Origin of the sequence: Lentzea sp. NPDC006480 (assembly GCF_040611995.1) — a bacterium.
In the GTDB taxonomy this organism is placed as follows: domain Bacteria; phylum Actinomycetota; class Actinomycetes; order Mycobacteriales; family Pseudonocardiaceae; genus Lentzea.
This window is the reverse complement of sequence record NZ_JBEXPJ010000001.1, coordinates 214,164-232,666: the sequence shown is the minus strand read 5'-3', so window position 1 is coordinate 232,666 and position 18,503 is coordinate 214,164. Positions and strand designations below refer to the sequence as shown.

Here is an 18,503-nt window from a genome sequence, read left to right as displayed (position 1 = left end):
TCTGGGGTTGCGCGGCCACGATAAGTAGGGTCCGCGTCCATGCAGCGAAGAGGCCTCATGACAGCTGCGGTGGCGGTGGCCATGACATTCGGAGTGGTCCCTGCCTCCGCACAGCCCCAGACTCAGGTGGTGCCGGATCCCGCGGCGCACGTGAACCCGTTCATCGGCACGACCAATCTCGGGAACACCTTCCCCGGAGCGGTCGTGCCGTTCGGCATGTTCTCCTTCAGCCCCGAGGCGAGCCGCGGCAACACCCTGCGCGCCGCGGCGCCCGGCGGTTATCGGTACGACGCAACGAAGATCCGCGGCTTCAGCCTGACCCACATGTCCGGCACGGGGTGCGCGGGCGGCGGTGGTGACATCCCGATCTTCCCGCACGTCGGGACTGTCACGACTTCGCCGACCACGGACGCGACGGATGCCGTCTACGCCAGTGAGTTCGCGCACTCCGACGAGGTGGCCAAGCCCGGCCGCTACGACGTGACGTTGAAGTCCGGCGCCAAAGCCGAGCTGTCCGCCACCGAACGCACCGGTGCCGCGCGCTTCAGCTTCCCCGCCGACAAGCCAGCGACGGTGCTGATCAACACCTCCAAGTCGCAGGTCGGCAGCAGCGACGCGGTCACGTCGATCGACAAGGCCAAGCGCACGATCACGGGTTCGGTCACGGCCGGCAACTTCTGCGGCTACATCAACCAGGTCGGCCGCCGCAGCTACTACACGCTGCACTTCGTGGCGGAGTTCGACCAGGACTTCACCCAGGTCGGCACGTATCAAGACAACGTTGTCACGCCCGATTCCACCTCCTCCAAGGGCGGCACGACGTACGGCACGAACGGCTGGCCGGTGCTCGGCAAGGGTTCCGGCGCCTACCTCGGGTTCGCGCCCGGCTCGCAGGTCAACGTCAAGGTCGGCATCTCGTACGTCAGCCTGGACAACGCCCGGGCGAACCTCAGCGCCGAGAACAAGGGTCAGTCCATTGAGGACATGAGGGACAACGCGTACATCGCGTGGCAGAAGCAGCTCAAGCGCATCGAGGTCGGCGGCGGCTCCGATGACGAGCGGACCAAGTTCTACACCGCGCTGTACCACGCGCTGTTGCACCCCAACCTCTTCAGCGACGTCAACGGCGAGTACGCCGGGTTCGACGGCAAGGCGCACAAGATCGACAAACGCAGGCAGAAGGCCCAGTACGGCACCTTCTCCGGCTGGGACGTCTACCGCTCGCAGCTGCAGCTCGTCACGCTGCTGGAGCCGCAGATCGGGTCGGACATCGCGCAGTCGCTGCTCAACCAGGCCGACCAGAACAACGGCGTCTGGGACCGCTGGACGCACAACGGCGGCGGCACGCACGTGATGAACGGCGACCCGGCGCCGATCGCACTGGCCGCGATCACGGCGTTCGGCGGCGACAAGTACGACATCAGGTCCTCGCTGAAGTCCTTGGTGCAGGCCGCGACCGTGCCCACGGCCCAGGACCTGAGCAAGGACGGCTGGGCGGTGATGTCCGTGGGGCAGCGGCCGTCGCTCGACAAGTACCTGCAGCACAAGTACATGCCGTCCGTGTCGAACGCGTGGGGTGGCGCGGCGGAGACCCTGGAGATCTCCGCGGCGGACTTCGCGATCAGCCAGCTCGCCGAGCGCACCGGCGACCGCAGGACCGCGAAGACGTTCGCCGAGCGCGCGCAGTGGTGGCAGAACAACTTCGACCCGGTCGCCGACTCCACCGGCGGCTACATCCGCAACCGCGACGCCGACGGCACGTGGGTCAAGGACTTCACGCCCGGCACCGGCAACGGGTTCGTCGAGGGCAGCAGTGCCCAGTACACGTGGATGGTCACGCACAACGTCGCCGGGCTCGTGGAGTCGTTGGGCGGCAAGGAACGCGCGAACAAGCGCCTCGACGACTTCTTCCACAACGCAGACGGCACCTGGGCTCTGACGGGCCAGGGCGGCGCGAAGTCCGAACTGGACAACGAGCCGTCGATCAACGTCCCGTGGCTCTACAACTACACCGGCCAGCCCGCCAAGACGCAGGAGACGTTGCGCGAGACGATCGGCACGCTGTGGAAGAACGCTCCCGGCGGCATTCCCGGCAACGACGACCTCGGCGCGATGTCGTCCTGGTTCGTCTTCACCTCGATGGGCATCTACCCGCAGGTGCCGTCGCGCGCCGAGCTGGTGCTGAGCAGCCCGCTGTTCACGTCGGTGAAGATCAACCGCGGCGGTGGCAAGGACATCACGATCAACGCTCCGGCCGCCAACACGGTCACGAAGTACGTGCAGTCGTTGAAGGTCAACGGTCGCGCCACCACCAAGACCTGGCTGCCCGAGTCGTTCGTGGAGCACGGCGGCAAGCTCGACTTCGTGCTCGGCAAGACGCCTTCTTCCTGGGGCAGCGGAGCTTCCGACGCGCCGCCGTCGTTCCGCGAGGGCGAGCAGCCGATCAAGCACGACCAGCCGTACTTCCTGACCGTCGAACCGCGTGATCTGGTGGCGGAGCAGGGCAAGCCCACCAAGGTGAAGGTCAACGCCGTCAAGCTGTACGACGGCGACCCGAAGGCGACGTTCAAGGTCGACATCGACCCGCTGATCGCTGCCTCGCCCAGCACCGGAACCGTGCCCGGCGAGTTCACCATCACCCCGCAACCCTCTGCGCAGGACGGTTTCTACGACTTCACCGTGACGGTGACCGTCGAGGGCGCCGCGAAGCCCGTGGTGCTGCCGAAGACGGTGAAGGTCGCGCCGGCGGGCAGCATGCTCGCCGCCGTGAACAACGTCGGTGCCTCCGACGACGCGACCGGCGAGGGCGACTTCGACGGCGGCGGCTACAGCTACTCGCGTCAGGCTCTCGCAACCGCAGGCCTGACGCCTGGCGGTTCGGGCACGGTGGACGGCTTGTCCTACACGTGGCCCGCGTCGCCTCCCGGCCGTCCCGACAACGCCACGGCGGCGAAGCAAACGCTTGCCCTGTCCGGAACCCGGCTCGCCTTCCTCGGTTCAGCCACGAACGGCGCCCGCACCCGGCCCGCGGTCGTGACGTTCACGGACGGCACCACCGCGACCGTTGAAATCGGTTTCAGCGACTGGACTTTGGGCGGTGGCGGCGCATCTCCGAGCTACGGCAACGTGATCGTCGCGAACACGCCGTACCGCAACCAGTCCGGCGGCGGCAACGAAAAGGTGGCGACGCACATCTTCGCGACGAAGACGTACGTGGCACCGGAAGGCAAGACGCTGGCGAGCATCGTGCTACCAGATGATGTCGACCTGCATGTTTTTGCCGTGGCGCAAAGCTAGTTCGTCGAACATGGGCGGTTCCCGTCGCGCTGGCGGCGGGAACCGCCCACGTCCTATCTTGTGACGTAAGCCCGAGCGCCGCCGCCTCGCTCTGAGCGTGAGGCGCCGCCATGCCGAACTGCGTGCGGTCAACGAGGATCGCAGTGCACTCGTCGGACCTGCTCACCTCCGACGCCGTCGCCACCTGGCTCGATGCCCTGCCCGGCTGGCTCGTCGTGGGCACGGCCTGCACCTTGGAAGACCTGGTGCTGTTGTGTCGTCTGCGGCCGCCGGACGTGGTGGTGGGGCAGCTTCCACCGGAATTCGTACCGGACTTTCCACTCGTGCCGTTGTGCCCGACGTGCGGACTGGCAACGCTGCGCGCCTCTTTGGAGCACGTGCCGCTGGTTCCGCTGCGCCGGGTCGCACCGGGAGCGTTGACCGACCGCGAGATGGAGGTGCTCGCGTACGTCTGCTCCGGACTGTCGGCTGTGCTGGTCGCGTCGGCTCTCCAGCTCTCGCCGCACACCGTGGTCAACTACAAGCGGCGGATCTTCGCGAAGCTCGGGGTGCAGAGCCGGGTGCAGGCCGCCGCGGTGGTGGCGCGGCTCGGGCTCGTGCGGACTCGGGGTCGCGGGGTTGCCATGCCGGACAACGTTCCTGGGCTGACGCACCGGGAGAACGACATCCTGGCGTCGATCGCGCGTGGCGAATCGGTGCGGCAGACGGCTTCGGCGCTGGGGATCGCGGTGAAGACGGTGGAGTCGGAGCAACGGCAGCTGTTCTTCAAGCTGCGGGTGCACAACCGCGCTCAGGCGCTGGCGGAGGCGCAGCGGCTGGGGTTGCTCACGTAAGGGATTGGCGTCCCTGCGTGGTTCTTCGTCCGTGCGGCGGGCGGTGATCTCGCAGAACACTGCGCCTGCGTCGATTCGTCGAGCCGCGGCCAATAGTGTGGGGTGGTGTTCACCGTTTCAGAACGCGATCAGCTGCGTCGTGACCTGGTCAACGCCGCCGACACCGACCCGCGGGTGGTCGGGGCGGCGCTGACCGGGTCCGCGGCGGTGGGCAGGGAAGACCGCTGGTCGGACATCGACTTCGCACTCTCGGTCGACCGCGAGATCGACGCCGTGGTGGCCGACTGGACCGCGCTGATGTACGCGTGCGGCGCGGTCAGCCACCTCGACGTGTGGCACGGGGCCGTGCTGTTCCGCGTCTACCTGATGCGGTCGACACTTCAGGTCGACATCGCCTTCTGGCCGTCGACGGAGTTCGGCGCTACCGGGCCCACGTTCCGGCTGCTGTTCGGCGAGGCCAACGAGATCCCGCACGTGGGTCAGCCTGGCCGCGACGGGCTGATCGGGCTCGCCTGGCTCTACGCGCTGCACGCGCGGTCGTCGATCGAGCGCGGGCGTTCGTGGCAGGCGCTCTACATGATCAACAACATGCGTGACCAGGTGATGGCGTTGCGGTGCCTGGAGCAAGGGGTCAACGCGATGCAGGGGCGGGGGCTGGACGACCTCGCCGACGCCTCCGCGTTTGCCGGGACGCTGGTGTTGTCGACGCATCCGGACGAGCTGCGCAGGGCGTTCCACGTGTTGACCGGAATGCTGCTCGGTGAGATCACCGACTCGGAAGTGGCGGCGGCGGTGCGGGCGCTGTCGCCGGGGGCCGCTGTGCAGCGATGACTGCGAACAACCCCCGCACCCGCTCCCCGCACCGGCTCAGCGGGTCGGCGCCGGCACCGCTCGGACAGGTGCCGTCTCCCTGAGCAGCAGGCCGGCGGTGAGCAGCACCAGCACGGCAGCGGAGCCGTGCACGCTCAGCGCGATGCTCAGCGGGCCGCCGCTGGTGAGCACGGCGAGGCAGTCGCCGATCGGGATGATCGCGTCGGCCAGGACGACCCAGCCCAGAGCTCGGCGCTGCTTCAGGAGCAGCAGGATCAGGGCTGTCAGGCCGTAGGCGAGGTCGCGCACGCCCTTCACCACGTAGTAGCCGGAGGGGTCGGCGACGCCGAAGCCCGCTGCCGCGCCGGGGCCGTTGAGCAGGAAGTTCAGGCCGAAGACGAAGCCGGCCAGTACGACCAGCCAGGCCATGATCGTGGTCAACCGCATGATGTCCTCCGAGAAGTTCTAGCGTTGCTAGCGAATGGAGCGACGCTAACACTAGTCGCGCTCGAATGTCTAGCAGTGCTAGATTTGCCTGGTGACCATCCAGAACCGGCGCGAGCGTGAACGCGCGGAACGGCACCAGCTGATCATCGACGCTGCCCGCGAGCTGGCTGAGGCGGAAGGCTGGGAGGCGGTCACGACGCGCCGGCTCGCGGAGAAGGTCGAGTACAGCCAGCCGGTGCTCTACAGCCACTTCAAGGGCAAGGACGCGATCGTGCGCGCGGTGGCGATCCAGGGGTGCGGGGAGTTGGCGCGGCTGATGCGGAAAGCCCGTCCCGCGCAGGGGGAGTCACGGCTGAAAGCGGCCGCGGTGGCGTACCTGGAGTTCGCCGCGAAGAGGCCCGCGCTGTACGACGCGATGTTCGTGCAGCAGGTCGACATCCCGTTCGGCACGGACGAAGTGCCGCAGGAGTTGCGGGACGCGTTCGGCGAGCTCGTCGCGGCGGTCGAACCTGTTGCGGGAGAACGGGATCTGGAGACGCTGACCGAGGTGTTCTGGAGTTCGCTGCACGGGATCGCGACGCTCACGCACGGGCACCGGCTACGACCGGATCACCACGAGGCACGGCTGGATCTGATGCTGAGCGCGCTTCAAGGCGCCTGACGCGGCACTCAGGTGCGCTCGGCCTGACACAGCACCATGACCGGCTTCGAGCCGATCCTGGTCAGCACCACCGTGGCCTCGTCCGGGCCGGAGAGCTTCAGGCGCTTGCGCAGCGTGTTCGGGTCGATGTCCAGGCCGCGCACCAGGATCTCCAACCGGCCGACACCACGGGAAGAAAGCAGCGACTTCAACGACTTCTCGGTGTAGTGGCCGTGTTCCAGAACTCGGAACGCGCGGATGCCCGCCGGCGCGACATCACCGCTCAGGTAAGCGATGCGTTCGTCGAGCTGCCACAGGCCATGCCGAGCCGCGTAGTGACGGACGAGACCCGCGCGCACGACCGCGCCGTCCGGGTCGATGATCCACTGACCGGGCGGACCGACGGGGCAGTCGTCGGGCTCGGCGTCGGTGATCGTCCACGCCGAAGACCCGTGCAGCACAGTGGCACGGCGCGAAACCCCTGGCGTGGCAAGGCCTCGCGTCCACAGGCAGGCTTCGCGCACAGCGCCGTCCAGAGACACCAGCTCGATCTCGTCGGCCCAGGGCGCGACCGCGAAGTCGATGCCCGGCGCGCACTTCACCGCGAGATCGACCCCGGCGTAGATCGAGGACAGCTCGTCCAACGGCGGCACGAAATCCTGCGGGTGCCACTTGCGACGGCCGGACGAGTCACGACGGGCCGGGTCCGCAGTGACGGCCCCCGCGCGCGAAACGGGCCGCAACGCGTCGGCCTGGACGACCAGCTGGCCGGGAACGTTGTTGCGCGCCATGGCAAGCCGGACCGGATCGAGGTCAGAGCCGACGCACCGGGAAGCGACCGCGCTCAACGCGAACAGATCCGCGCCGATCGAGCACGTGACGTCGTGGACATCCCGATCGGCGAACCGAGCGGCCCGATGCCGGGCGACCGCGGAAGCGGTGGCCTGCTGGAGAGCGTCGTCGGTGAAGAGCCAGCCCGCAGCAGAGTCCAGTTTGGACATCGCACGACGGCGCAGCAGCACGGTTTCCACGACGGGAGCGAACGAGGCGCCGAGCAGCTTGCGGGCAGCTCCTACGTCGTGCAACCGAGAAGAGTCGGTGAAGGGCAACGCGTCCACCGAGGCCAACGCGGCGACTCCGGCAGCAGACCGCAGGAACGCCACGTCGGACGAGGTGAACGCGTACCCCAACTCAGGAGGACTTCCTGCCGGTGACCGACACGTTGTAGAACACCTCGCGCGGCAGCACCTTCGAGAACACGTTCTGGTCCACCCACGAGAGGTTCTGCCAGGTGCGGTAGGCGAACATCGCCCAGCCGAAGCCCAGCTTCTCGCGCGGCACGGCGGCCTCGAACGTGCGCACCGGCCAGCCGAACAGCGCGGCCGACAGCTCGTCCGTCACCGCGCGCACGCCCACCGCACCCGCACGCCGAGCCGTCGCTTCAAGCTGGTCCGGGTCGAACGTGTGCAGGTCGACGACGGCTTCCAGGGCCGCGGCACGAGAAGACTCGTCGAGCTCCTCCTGCGGCCGGCGCCACGAGCCCAGCAGCGGAAGTGCCTTGGTGACGTTGGTGGTCAGCCACCACGTCGCCTGGCCGAGCTTGCGCGCGTAGAAGTTGCCGATGTTCGTCGGGTCGCCCGCGAACACGAACTTGCCGCCGGGCTTCAGAACACGCAGCACCTCGCGCATCGCCGCCTCCACATCGGGGATGTGGTGCAGCACCGCGTGGCCGACGACGAGGTCGAACGTGTTGTCGTCGTACGGGATCCGCTCGGCGTCCGCGACCCGGCCGTCGACGTCCAGACCGAGGTGGGAAGCGTTGCGCAGCGCGACCTCGACCATGCCGGGCGACAGGTCGGTGACCGAGCCCTTCTTGATCACGTCGCCCTGCATCAGGTTCAGCAGGAAGAAACCCGTGCCGCAGCCCAGTTCCAGCGCGTGCTCGTACGGGCCGACGTCACCGGCGGCCGCACGGAACCGGTCCGTCGCGTAGGTGATGCAGCGGTCGTCGTAGGAGATCGACCACTTCTCGTCGTAGGTGCCCGCTTCCCAGTCGTGGTAGAGCACCTGCGCGAGCTTGGTGTCCTTGTAAGCCGCCTCGACCTCTTCGGCGGTCGCGTGCGGGTTGGGTGCCGGGTCAGTTGCCACTGAACTTCGCCTTTCCGGGCCCGTTCGCGATGAACGACTCGACGCCCGCCTTCTTGTCCTCGGTCGCGAACAGCGCCGCGAAGAGGTGGCTCTCCAACTTGAGACCCGACTCCAGGTCGGTGTCGAGGCCGCCGTCCACAGCGGCCTTCGTGGCGGCGAGCGCCAGCACCGGTCCGTTGACGAACTGCTCGGCCCAGCGAACGGCCGCGGCGTACACGTCGTCCGGCGCGACGACCTCGTCGACCATGCCGATCTCGAGCGCCTCCTGGGCGCCGACGAACCGGCCGGTGTACAGCAGGTCCTTGGTCTTCGAAGGACCGATCAACCGGGCGAGGCGCTGCGTGCCGCCACCGCCGGGGATCAGGCCGAGCAGGATCTCGGGCTGACCGACCTTGGCGTTGTCGCCGGCGATGCGGCGGTCGCAGCCCAGCGCGACCTCGAAGCCGCCACCCAGCGCGTAGCCGGTGATCGCGGCGACGGTCGGCTTCGGCACGGACGCCAGTGCGCCGAGTGCGTCCGACAGGCTCTTGGCCCGCAGCGTCATCTCGGCGTGGGAGATCTGCGCGAACTCCTTGACGTCGGCGCCGGCCGCGAAGACCTTCTCGCCGCCGTAGACGATCACCGCGTAGACGTCGGAACGCTCGGAGGCCTCCTTGGCGGCGGCCTGGAGCTCGGTCTGCACCTGGCGGTTCAGGGCGTTCATCGGCGGCCGATCCAGCCGGATCGTGCCGATCCCGTCCTCGACCTCGAGCCTGACGAACTCAGCCACACTGCCTCCTCGATGAGTACGGGACCGACCGCATGTTACCGGGCGGTAGTTGCGAGTTCGTGTCGGTCGTCCGGTCAACCGCCGGTGCCGAATTCGGCGGAGCCCAATTCGGTGCCGGCGATTGGCCGGACGACCGACTTCTCGACGAACTCGCCGCCGTCTGCGAAGCAGCGGCAGACGGCACAGTTGTCAGACCTTCCGGCGGGCGAAGAACCGCTCCCCCGACTTTTGCAGTTCGAGGTCCTGACCGAACGTCTTTGAGAGGTTTTCCTCAGTGAGAACGTCGTCGAGCAGGCCTTGAGCGACGACGGAGCCTTCCCGGAGCAGCAGCGCGTGCGTGAAGCCGGGCGGGATCTCCTCGACGTGGTGCGTGACCAGCACCATCGCCGGCGCGTCCGGGTCGAGCGCCAACTCGGACAGCTTCGCCACCAGATCCTCACGTCCGCCCAGGTCAAGGCCTGCGGCGGGCTCGTCGAGCAGCAGCATCTCCGGGTCGGTCATGAGAGCACGGGCGATCAGGGTGCGCTTGCGCTCGCCCTCGCTCAGCGTGCCGTAGAGACGGTCGGCCAGGTGCTCGATGCCGAGGGTGCCCAAAAGCTCACGGGCGCGGTCGGTGTCCTGCTTGCCGTACTCCTCGCGCCACCGGCCGAGCACCGCGTAACCGGCGGAGACCACCAGGTCGACGACCGTCTCGTCGCCGGGGACGCGGCCGTTCAACGCCGCCGAGCACAGGCCGATGCGCGGCTTGAGCTCCTGGACGTCGGTCTTGCCCAGCCGCTCGCCCAGGAGGTGGACCTTGCCCTTGGTCGGGTGCAGTTCAGCGCTGGAGAGCCGTAGCAGGGTGGTCTTGCCGGCGCCGTTCGGGCCCAGCACCACCCAGCGCTCATCCAGCTCCACGCTCCAGTCGATGTTGCCGACCAGCACGTTCTTCCCACGACGGACCGACACGCCCGCCATGTGCACGACCAGATCTGTCACGTCGACGTCCGCCACGCCCCGCATTCTTCCGAACCCCCTCTCCCCATCCCCCCATCGGGGTGTCCCCGGACCGCACGCGGGGCGCTTTCGTTCGTCAGGAGCGCACGCAGCGTCCCCGCGTGCGGGCCGGCAAGCGGGCGATAGGAGTGCGGGCTGGGCCGGCACGGTGAACTCGCGAGTTTTTTGTCGGTATCGGATGCCAAGATCGGAGGTATGGCTACGCGACCCGAGTCCGAGGTGCTGGCAGGCCGTCCGTTCCCACTGGGGGCACACGCCGAGGCAGGCGGTGTCCGGTTCGCGGTGACGTCACATGTCGCCGATGCGGTCGAGGTCTGCCTGATCGACGACGACGGCGAGGAGAAACGGGTCGAGCTGACCGAGCGGACGTTCGGGGTGTGGCACGGGCTGGTGCCAGGAGTGACGCCGGGCCAGCGGTACGGGTACCGGGTGCACGGGCCGTACGACGCAGGCCGCGGGCTGCGGTGCAACCCCGCCAAGATCCTCGTCGACCCCTACGCGCGGCAGATCACCGGCAAGATCACGAACCTCAGGGCGTCGCTCGGGTACGTCGGTGATCCGATGCACGGCCCTCCGTCCGCCATCGACTCGCTCGGCTCCGTTCCGCTGAGCGTCGTGAGCTCGCCCGGCGGCGCGGACACCGGGGTCAAGCCCGAGGTGCCGTTCGAAGAGGCCGTCATCTACGAGATGCACGTCAAGGGCTTCACGAAGAACCACCCGGACATCCCGGAGAAGCTGCGCGGCACGTACCTCGGGCTGGCGCACCCGGCGGCGCTCGAGCACCTGACCAGGCTCGGCGTCACCACGGTCGAACTCCTGCCGGTCCAGGCGTTCCAGGACGAGCCGTCGCTGATCGCGCGCAACGCGAGCAACTACTGGGGTTACTCGCCGCTCGGCTACTGCGCGCCCCACGCCGCGTACGCGAGCGAGCCGGGCAACGAGATCCAGGAGTTCCGGACGATGGTGGCCGCGCTGCACGCCGCGGGCATCGAGGTGCTGATCGACGTCGTCTACAACCACACCTGCGAGGGCGGCCCGGACGGGCCGACGATCTGCTTCCGCGGGTTCGACGCGCCGGGCTACTACCTGCACGCGGGTGGCGGCAGCACGGTCGACATCACCGGGTGCGGCAACACGCTGGACGCCGGGTCGCCGCAGGTCGTGCGGCTGGTCACGGACTCGCTGCGGTACTGGGCCGACGAGCTGGGCGTCGACGGGTTCCGGTTCGACCTCGCCTCGACGATGGGCCGGCCCGGCGGCGGCTTCTTCGACCGGGACAGTGCGCTGCTCACCGCCATCACGACGGATCCGGTGCTGTGCCGGGCGAAGCTGATCGCGGAGCCGTGGGACGCGACCGGCGACGGCTACCGCGTCGGCGACTTCGGGGTGCAGTGGGCCGAGTGGAACGGCAGGTATCGCGACACGGTCCGGGATTTCTGGCGCGGGCACACGTCGGTGCGCGATCTCGCGTACCGGCTGAGCGGGTCGAGCGACCTCTACGCGGACGACCTGCGCCGGCCGTGGCAGTCGATCAACTTCATCACCGCGCACGACGGGTTCACGCTCCGGGATCTGGTGTCGTACAACGACAAGCACAACGAGGAGAACGGCGAGGAGAACCGCGACGGGACGAACGACAACCGGTCGTGGAACTGTGGGGCCGAGGGCGAGACGACCGATCCCGAGGTGCTCACGCTGCGGGCCAGGCAGGCGCGCAACCAGCTCGCGACGCTGCTGCTGTCCACCGGCACGCCGATGATGGTGGCGGGCGACGAGATGTGGCGGACGCAGGGCGGCAACAACAACGCCTACTGCCTCGACAACGAGGTGTCGTGGGTGGACTGGACGGAGACCGACGCGGGGAAGGCGCTGCTCGGGTTCACGCAGAAGGTCATCGACCTGAGGGCCAGCTCACCGGCGCTGCGGCAGCCGGAGTTCTTCGAGGGCCGCACGACGCCCAGCGGCAACCCCGACCTGGTGTGGTTCCGGCCGGACGGGCGCGAGATGGCCGAGACCGACTGGTTCGACGAAGGCCGCCGCACGCTCGGCATGTTCATCGACGGCTCGAACTGCCTGTCGCGCACGCGGGACGGCGAGCTGGTGTCGGACGACTCGTGGCTGCTGCTGATGCACGCCGGCGCGGACCCGGTCACGGTGACGATGCCGCACGAGCGGTACGGGCCGTCGTACGAGCCGTTCCTCGACACGACGACACCGGACGGCTCCCCCGCCACACCGGGCGCGGTGCTGCCCAGGTCGACGCTGACGCTGGAACCGCGCGCGCTGTTGCTGCTGCGGGTCCCGCGCTGATCCCGTCTCAATTGCTCCTGAGCTCGCGGTCCACATTCAGGACAACGGAACGGTAATTCGACGGTGTGACTCCGGTCACCCGCTTGAAATGGTCGCGCAGCGTGCTCGCACAACTGAATCCGACCGCGCGGGCGATCTGGTCGACGGTGTCCGGCGTCGTTTCGAGCAACGTCTTGGCGGCGTCGATGCGGCGAGCGAGGACCCACTGGCCGGGTGAGAGGCCCGTCTCAGCACGAAATCTTCGGATCAGCGTGCGTTGCGAGAGATGCGCGCGCCCGGCCAGTGCATCCAACGACAAGGGCTTTTCGAGGTTGTGAACAATCCATTCCTTCAATGCGGACAAGCTGTCGGTTTCATTCACGCCGTCCGAGTCGCGCCGGGTGAGATGCCGCAGCAGCGCGACGGTGCCGGCCGAGTCACTCGACGTGGAAACACCCTCCCAGTCGACGTAAGGCACCCCGGAAGCGACGTCGACCTGCGGAAACCGGCGGGCGAACACGTCTGACCACTCGACGCTGACGGCCGCGACGCCGTCGTTCAGCACACCCGCCTCCGCCAGCACGAACGCGCCGGTGGCGAGCCCGACCAGGCGGGCGCCGGCCGCACGAGCAGCCCTCAGCGCATCGAACACCGCAGGTGTGGCGGAACGGTTGACGCTGGTGAAAGCGGGCACCACAACGGTGTGGGCCTGGCGGAACAGTTCAAGTCCGCCATGTGCCTCAATGCGCAGCCGATGCGAGGTCCGCGCACTTTTCCCGTCGAGGCAGGCATATCTCAATTGGTATTGGATCGCACCTTCGCTCAGGTCGTCCTCGAATGCACTGGACACCATCCCGAGATCGAGCAGAACCACCCCTTCGGACACGAACACGACAACTCTGCGCATTGGCAGGATCCCTCCCCCAGGTGGCGATTTTCGCCTCTTGGCGGCAGCGGAGAACCCTGTCGAGAATAACAACGAATCCGTGCCGCATTCGTTTGTCGCCAACCGCGAGGGAGCCTTGCCGTGCTCGACGTGGAAACAGTCGATCCGTGGTTCGTGATGCTCAGCCCGACGGAACCGGTGCGCGGCGGGGTGGTGGCACTCGGAACCGCCGAACCCGAACCCGAGGTCGTCGAGTCGATCGACCACGCGGCGATACGCGAGACCGCGCTGGCCGAGGCGGAGACGTTCATCGGCAAGATCCGCCCGAAGCTGAACCGGATCGACGACCCGGCCAGGCGGATCTTCGAGATCATGGCGTGCGGGCGGTACCGGGCCGGCAGCGTCGAGAAGACCAGGTTCACCGAGAACTGGGAGCTGTGGCAGGACACCCTGCGCCTGCACGTCGAACAGGGCACGCCGATCCCGGTGACGCTGCCGTCGTACCCGTTCAAGATCCCGAACCCGGTGAAGGTCCGCCGCCGCTCCCCCGACATGGCCGAGTTGCTGAACCTGCGGCGGCTGATCGAGCTGAGCCACGCGATCAGCCTCGTGCACGAGCCCGGCGCGGTCATGCACGTGATCAGCGACGGCATGATCTACGGGCCGTTGTTCGGCGTCAGCGACCACGAGGCGCGCTGCTACCGGGCCGGCGCCGAGCGGATGATCCGCGACCTCGACGCCGAGAAGACGATCACGATGGTCGACATGCTGGACGACGTCGTGGCGTCGGTGCAGGACGAGTTCGACGACGTGAAGGCACGCCTCGAACCCAAGGTGCGCAGGTGGTGGCACGACAACACCGACGACGCGCACCGCAAGTACCTCGTCCGCAACCTCACGGCGAACATGAACACACACGCCGAGGCCGTGCATCTGCTCAGTCAGGTGCTCTCGCGCACGGTCGCCGGTGAGGACGTTGCCGGTGCGGCGGACGAGATGCGCGCGGTGGGCGACCACATCCTGAAGCGCGCCGACGAGTACGCGCTCAGGTTCACGCTCACGCTCTACACGTTGCGCGTCATGAACATGGTGCCGCGCTTCTACCCGCAGTCGATCCGCGGCACCGTGCACCCGAAGCCCGGCCAGTGGGGCTTCCACCTGGTCAACAAGTTCACGAACGTCTTCCCGTGGCAGGGAGTCGCGGTCCAGAAGCCGAACGGCCAGTGGCGGGTGCGCACCGAGCTCGACGCCAAGCTGAACGGCGCGATCCCGGTGCACCTCCCGAACGACCCCTTCCCTTACTACTACCGGGAAATCAGCTAGACGGCAGATCGATGTACTCGTGCGGATCCGCCGCCGCCGGGTCGATCATGAGCGTGCCGACGCTGTGGTACCCGAGGGCGTACCTGCCGTGCCTCGGGTCCCAGCGGGAGTACTCGGCCAGCGCCTGCCGTTTGCGCGCGAACTGCTTGTCGCTCAACGGAAGCACGTAGTCGGCAGTACGCTTCTCCAACGGCCAGGTGTAGCCGTAGACCCAGTAGAAGCGGAGATCCAGGGCCAGCCCTTCCGCCGCCTCCCGGCACGCCTTGTGCGTGAGGTTGGCGTCGTCCGGCGGATACCCGTAGATCACGTCGCGGTAGCCGTTGACCAGCTTGTGCGAGGCGCCCGGATACCGGGCCTCGAACTCCAGGATCGTGTCGCGGACCTCCCGCACGAACCCGGCGTAGTCGGTCCACGCGGAGTCCGGCCGGTCCCGCACCACGATCTGGTCGACACCGAGGCGGCGCGCGGCGGCGGTGAACTCGGCGGTGCGGCCGCGGACGATGTCGTCCTGCACGAGGCCGAAGCTGTGTGAGCCACCGCCGGGGCAATCCGTCCCCAACGGACAGTCCGCGGTGCCGTTCATGATGTCCAGCAACCCGCCGTTCTCACCTCTCGTGAGCAACACGAGGATCACCCGGCGGCCGGCTTCCTTGTGCTCGCGGATCGATCCGGCCATCGCGAGCGACTCGTCGTCCTGGTGCGGTGAGTAGAAGATCGCGGGTGGTGCGGCGGCCTGCGCGGTGCCCGTGGGCAGCAGGGCTGCGGCGGCACCGAGTGCGAGCGCCTTTCGGCGACTTAGCTCCATCCTTGCTGCGTACGGCGTCCCATCAGGTGGAAGCAACTCTTGGTAAAGACCACAGACCACCCAATGGACGCTCTAGCCACGTTCCGAGCGCGTCTGGCACCATCACGCTCGTGGTCGTCTACTGCTGGACCGACCGCACGATCGACCTCGTACTCGTGGCGTCGTGCGGGTGTAGCTCGACGCGACGCACGCGCTGACCCGAGCGCCCTGCGTCGCGTCTTGATCGCTACCCCCGTACCGACGCGGCCTTCAGGAGCGAGTGCGTGAGTTCGACCTATGCCGACCAAGATCAATTCGACCTTCACCCGGCGCTGAGCAGCCGACTGCTGCGCGACGTGATCCATCCGTCCCGGTCGCTGTGGACGCCGCGCGAGCTGCGCGATCTGACGTCGTTCGTGGCGAGCGAGATGACCACCGGCCTGCTCTCGATCCTCGACTACTCGGCCGAACACCGCTGGTGGGCGCGTCTCGGCCTGACCGAGGGCGTCGAGCTGTGGCTGCTGTCGTGGCTGCCGGGTCAGGGCACCGAGCCGCACGACCACGGCGGCTCCGCGGGTTCGTTCACGGTGCTGACCGGCAAGCTCAACGAGGACTACCGCTACCCGGCGGGCCCGATCCGCACCGCGATCCGCAACACCGGCGACGCGCTCGGCTTCGGTTCCGGACGAGCGCACCAGGTCACGAACCCCTTCGAAGCGCCGGCCGCGACCGTGCACGCCTACTCGCCGCCGCTCGTGCCGACCCGCGAGTACGCCTCGCTGCACGACATCCCCGACTCGATCCCGCCACTGCCCGCGCAGCGCCTGCCGCTGTCCGAACTGCGTCAGCTGGCCGACCTGGAGGGCCCGTGAGCAACGTCGACACCATTCTCGACGAGGCGCGATCGCACCTGAAGCGCCTCGAACCCCACGAGCTGCACGAGCTGAAGGACGCGCTGATCGTCGACATCCGGCCGGTCCACAACCGGCAGGCCGAGGGCGAGATCGAGAACTCCGTCGTGGTCGAGCGGATCGTGCTGGAGTGGCGCCTCGACCCGGTCGGCGACTGGCGGCTGCCCGGCTTCACCGCCGACACGACCGTCGTGGTGGTGTGCAACGAGGGCTGGGCGTCGTCGCTGGCCGCTCGTGATCTGCAACGGATCGGGCTCGCCAACGCGACCGATCTCGTGGGCGGGTACCGGGGGTGGCGCGCGGCCGGGCTGCCGATCCGCGAGGGCGGCTCGCAGGCCGTCGTCTGATCCGCTGATCCGCGCGTGGAACCGTTGTCACGCCGGTAGCGTCTGGAGACCGTGACAGTTGTGCGTTGGGTCGTGACGGCCCTGGTGGTGGCCGGCACGATCGCCTGGACCCTCCCCGAGTGGTACGTCGGCCTGGCTGGAGCGCTGGCCGGTCTGCTGCTGGAACTCATGGCGCTGCAAGTGGGTCTGGCGCTGGGCGCTGTCCTCTTCGGACTCCGGATCACCCACGTGATCATCGGCGTCGGCGGCGAGCTCAAGGCGTGGACCACCACGAACCGGCGGATCGTGCTGCGCAAGATCCCGGTGCTGGCGACGATCGGCATCACCGGGCTGAAGCCGGGTGTGCGCAGGCGGACCGTCCTCACGGGAGTCTTCTCGGCCGTCCTGTGCGCGGTCGTCGCGGCGGCTTGCTGGTTCGCGACCGGGCCGGCGTTCGGCAAGGGGCTCGCGCTCGCCGCCACGGCGTGCTTCGTGCTGCAGCTCGTGCCGGTCGAGCGGCCCGGCCACACCAGCCTGGGCTGGTTCTTGTTCTCGCTGCCGAAGCTCACCGGACGCAGGCTGGGCGAGTTGGAGGCGCGGCCGCGGGTGGCGGCGGGCATGGACGCCTACTACCGCGGTGACCTCGACGAGTCCGACCGGATCTACGCCGAGCTGGTGCGGGCCCACCCCGATCTGCTCACCGTCGTCGGCCTCAAGGTCGTCACCCTGTGCGCGCGCGAGAAGTACCTCGACGCGCTGCAGCTCGTGCTCGGTCTGAGCGGGCGGACCGACCTCGGCACCCGTGAGCTGGCGTTCGTGATGGCGACCACGGCGGGCATCGCGGTGCTGGCGGCCGAGGCCGGGCAGTTCCCCGAGGAGGCCGGCCTGGAAACGGCCCGCAACATGCTCGGCAACGCCTACGACGCGGGCTACCCGAAACACCGCGCGCACGGGACGGTCGCGATCATGGCGTTGCTGGAGGGCGAGACCGGGAAGGCCAGGCAGCTGGCCGAGTGGTCGGCCGAGAGCAGCGAGAACGCCGTGGGACGGGCCGACGACCTGATCACCATCGCGCGGGCGTGGATGGCCGACGGCAACAACGCGAAGGCCCGCGAGCTCACGGCCGAAGCGCACGAGCTCGCGGGCTGGAGTCCGCGGGTGGCGGCGACCCGCGCCCGCCTGGAGATCAGCTAGCCGCGTGAAGTGGGAGGCGCGGCGAGCAGGAGCCTGCTGGCCCCCGCCCTGGGGATCGGCCGGCCGCGAGGGTGGAGAGCGGCGGACGGGACCCTGGCGATCAACTGGCCACGTGAGGCGGGAGAGCGCCCGGCGAGAGCTCGCCGCCCACCCCAGCGACCAGCTGACCGCACGACACCGGAGTGCAGCGGCGAGAGCCTGCCCGCCCTCACCCGATGATCAGCCGGCGGCGTGGCCGGAATGGTGCCGGGAGAAGAATCAGCCCGTCACGCCCCCGGCCACGCCACTCGCCTCGAAGATCAGCCTCGCGAAGATCAGCAGGCTGAATCAGCCGGGGAAACCGGGCGAATTGTTGCCGTTCCCGCCCGAGTTGCCCGCGCCGACGTTGTTGCCGCCGCCGCCGTTGCTGTTGCCGATACCGCCGTTGTTGTTGTTTCCGACGTTGTTGCCATTGCCTCCGATGTTGCCCGACCCGGTGACGTTGCCGTTGCCGTGGGTCCACGGGTTGTGCGACAGCGCGGTGATCGTGATGGGACCCACCAGCTGCGTGTCCAGCACATCCCTGCTCGGGCTGGGAGCGGCCTGGGCAGAGGACGCGAACAGGCCCATGCCTGCGAGTGCGACTCCGAGGACGATTGCTTTCTTGATCATCTGCGGTTTTCCGTTCTGCTTGCAGCGGATCGAGCAATCGAAGGCTAACCACATCATCCGAGGAAAACCGAATCGGTCGCACCATTGTGTGCAATTCTGAAAAGCGCTTGAGCTGCGACAAATGGGTGACCGCGCAGGTCGCCACAACTATTCCGGCGGGTACGGAATACTACGGAGCGCGCACAGGGAAAGGGCCCGT

At 68.3% G+C, this 18,503-nt stretch carries 17 protein-coding genes; 9 read left to right on the top strand and 8 right to left on the bottom strand.

The genetic code is table 11. The features are described 5' to 3' along the window. The first annotated feature begins 39 nt into the window (after positions 1–39). The 3 genes from ABZX92_RS01090 (at position 40) to ABZX92_RS01080 (ending at position 4,961) form a co-directional block, all read left to right on the top strand. Positions 40–3,297, top strand: a complete 3,258-nt coding sequence (locus tag ABZX92_RS01090; protein WP_355552050.1) for a GH92 family glycosyl hydrolase — start codon at positions 40–42, stop codon at positions 3,295–3,297. A 143-nt stretch (positions 3,298–3,440) separates the two neighbouring features. Next, a complete protein-coding gene (locus ABZX92_RS01085) occupies positions 3,441–4,130 on the top strand; it encodes a LuxR C-terminal-related transcriptional regulator (RefSeq protein WP_355552047.1) in 690 nt (229 codons plus the stop codon). 105 nt (positions 4,131–4,235) lie between these two features. Then, positions 4,236–4,961 (top strand): nucleotidyltransferase domain-containing protein, encoded by a 726-nt coding sequence (locus tag ABZX92_RS01080; RefSeq protein ID WP_355552044.1) that lies wholly within the window; start codon positions 4,236–4,238, stop codon positions 4,959–4,961. Positions 4,962–4,997: 36 nt separating this feature from the next. Here ABZX92_RS01080 and ABZX92_RS01075 read toward each other — a convergent pair whose 3' ends face one another. Beyond that, positions 4,998–5,387, bottom strand: coding sequence for a DUF4267 domain-containing protein (locus ABZX92_RS01075; RefSeq protein ID WP_355552041.1), 390 nt, complete (start codon positions 5,385–5,387; stop codon positions 4,998–5,000). Positions 5,388–5,478: 91 nt separating this feature from the next. Between ABZX92_RS01075 and ABZX92_RS01070 the strand changes: the two genes are divergently transcribed. Next, positions 5,479–6,048, top strand: coding sequence for a TetR/AcrR family transcriptional regulator (locus ABZX92_RS01070; protein ID WP_355552038.1), 570 nt, complete (start codon positions 5,479–5,481; stop codon positions 6,046–6,048). A gap of 8 nt (positions 6,049–6,056) precedes the next feature. Here the strand turns inward: ABZX92_RS01070 and ABZX92_RS01065 are convergent, their stop codons facing one another. From ABZX92_RS01065 to ABZX92_RS01050, 4 genes are all read right to left on the bottom strand, one after another. Then, entirely contained in the window at positions 6,057–7,217 is a 1,161-nt protein-coding gene (locus ABZX92_RS01065) for a class I SAM-dependent methyltransferase (RefSeq protein WP_355552035.1), read from the bottom strand. A gap of 1 nt (position 7,218) precedes the next feature. After that, positions 7,219–8,175, bottom strand: a complete 957-nt coding sequence (locus ABZX92_RS01060; protein ID WP_355552032.1) for a class I SAM-dependent methyltransferase — start codon at positions 8,173–8,175, stop codon at positions 7,219–7,221. Beyond that, the gene (locus ABZX92_RS01055; protein WP_355552029.1) at positions 8,165–8,944 is read right to left on the bottom strand and encodes an enoyl-CoA hydratase-related protein; all 780 of its coding nucleotides are present in this window, start codon (positions 8,942–8,944) and stop codon (positions 8,165–8,167) included. The genes ABZX92_RS01060 and ABZX92_RS01055 overlap by 11 nt, the downstream gene beginning before the upstream one ends. 189 nt (positions 8,945–9,133) lie before the next feature. Continuing rightward, positions 9,134–9,901 (bottom strand): ABC transporter ATP-binding protein, encoded by a 768-nt coding sequence (locus ABZX92_RS01050; protein ID WP_231114787.1) that lies wholly within the window; start codon positions 9,899–9,901, stop codon positions 9,134–9,136. Positions 9,902–10,135: 234 nt separating this feature from the next. Here ABZX92_RS01050 and glgX point away from each other — a divergent pair, with 234 nt between their 5' ends. Further along, positions 10,136–12,250, top strand: coding sequence for a glycogen debranching protein GlgX (gene glgX, locus ABZX92_RS01045; RefSeq protein WP_355552026.1), 2,115 nt, complete (start codon positions 10,136–10,138; stop codon positions 12,248–12,250). A 7-nt stretch (positions 12,251–12,257) separates the two neighbouring features. On the opposite strand, the gene ABZX92_RS01040 is transcribed toward glgX, so the two are convergent. Continuing rightward, a complete protein-coding gene (locus ABZX92_RS01040) occupies positions 12,258–13,136 on the bottom strand; it encodes a helix-turn-helix domain-containing protein (RefSeq protein ID WP_355552023.1) in 879 nt (292 codons plus the stop codon). Between the two features lie 120 nt (positions 13,137–13,256). Here ABZX92_RS01040 and ABZX92_RS01035 point away from each other — a divergent pair, with 120 nt between their 5' ends. Next, positions 13,257–14,438, top strand: a complete 1,182-nt coding sequence (locus ABZX92_RS01035; RefSeq protein ID WP_355552020.1) for an L-tyrosine/L-tryptophan isonitrile synthase family protein — start codon at positions 13,257–13,259, stop codon at positions 14,436–14,438. Here the strand turns inward: ABZX92_RS01035 and ABZX92_RS01030 are convergent. Then, positions 14,431–15,243 (bottom strand): PIG-L family deacetylase, encoded by an 813-nt coding sequence (locus ABZX92_RS01030; RefSeq protein ID WP_355552017.1) that lies wholly within the window; start codon positions 15,241–15,243, stop codon positions 14,431–14,433. The genes ABZX92_RS01035 and ABZX92_RS01030 overlap by 8 nt on opposite strands. A gap of 263 nt (positions 15,244–15,506) precedes the next feature. Here ABZX92_RS01030 and ABZX92_RS01025 point away from each other — a divergent pair, with 263 nt between their 5' ends. The 3 genes from ABZX92_RS01025 to ABZX92_RS01015 are packed head-to-tail and all read left to right on the top strand — an operon-like array spanning position 15,507 to position 17,653. Beyond that, on the top strand, positions 15,507–16,094 hold the full coding sequence (locus tag ABZX92_RS01025; RefSeq protein ID WP_355552014.1) for a cysteine dioxygenase family protein: 588 nt from the start codon (positions 15,507–15,509) through the stop codon (positions 16,092–16,094). After that, on the top strand, positions 16,091–16,480 hold the full coding sequence (locus ABZX92_RS01020) for a rhodanese-like domain-containing protein (protein WP_355552011.1): 390 nt from the start codon (positions 16,091–16,093) through the stop codon (positions 16,478–16,480). Before ABZX92_RS01025 ends, ABZX92_RS01020 begins: the two co-directional genes overlap by 4 nt. A 51-nt stretch (positions 16,481–16,531) precedes the next feature. Then, positions 16,532–17,653 carry a hypothetical protein gene (locus ABZX92_RS01015; RefSeq protein WP_355552009.1) on the top strand — a complete coding sequence of 374 codons (1,122 nt, stop codon included), beginning with the start codon at positions 16,532–16,534 and terminating at the stop codon, positions 17,651–17,653. Between the two features lie 327 nt (positions 17,654–17,980). On the opposite strand, the gene ABZX92_RS01010 is transcribed toward ABZX92_RS01015, so the two are convergent. After that, the gene (locus ABZX92_RS01010) at positions 17,981–18,304 is read right to left on the bottom strand and encodes a hypothetical protein (protein WP_355552006.1); all 324 of its coding nucleotides are present in this window, start codon (positions 18,302–18,304) and stop codon (positions 17,981–17,983) included. Positions 18,305–18,503: the final 199 nt, after the last annotated feature.

What these genes read in the sequence shown, in the direction of transcription:
- ABZX92_RS01090 (WP_355552050.1), top strand. Translation starts at nt 40, where the DNA reads ATGCAGCGAAGAGGCCTCATGACAGCTGCGGTGGCGGTGGCCATGACA.
- ABZX92_RS01075 (WP_355552041.1), bottom strand. Translation starts at nt 5,387, where the DNA reads ATGCGGTTGACCACGATCATGGCCTGGCTGGTCGTACTGGCCGGCTTC.
- ABZX92_RS01050 (WP_231114787.1), bottom strand. Translation starts at nt 9,901, where the DNA reads ATGGCGGGCGTGTCGGTCCGTCGTGGGAAGAACGTGCTGGTCGGCAAC.
- glgX (WP_355552026.1), top strand. Translation starts at nt 10,136, where the DNA reads ATGGCTACGCGACCCGAGTCCGAGGTGCTGGCAGGCCGTCCGTTCCCA.
- ABZX92_RS01040 (WP_355552023.1), bottom strand. Translation starts at nt 13,136, where the DNA reads ATGCGCAGAGTTGTCGTGTTCGTGTCCGAAGGGGTGGTTCTGCTCGAT.
- ABZX92_RS01030 (WP_355552017.1), bottom strand. Translation starts at nt 15,243, where the DNA reads ATGGAGCTAAGTCGCCGAAAGGCGCTCGCACTCGGTGCCGCCGCAGCC.
- ABZX92_RS01010 (WP_355552006.1), bottom strand. Translation starts at nt 18,304, where the DNA reads ATGATCAAGAAAGCAATCGTCCTCGGAGTCGCACTCGCAGGCATGGGC.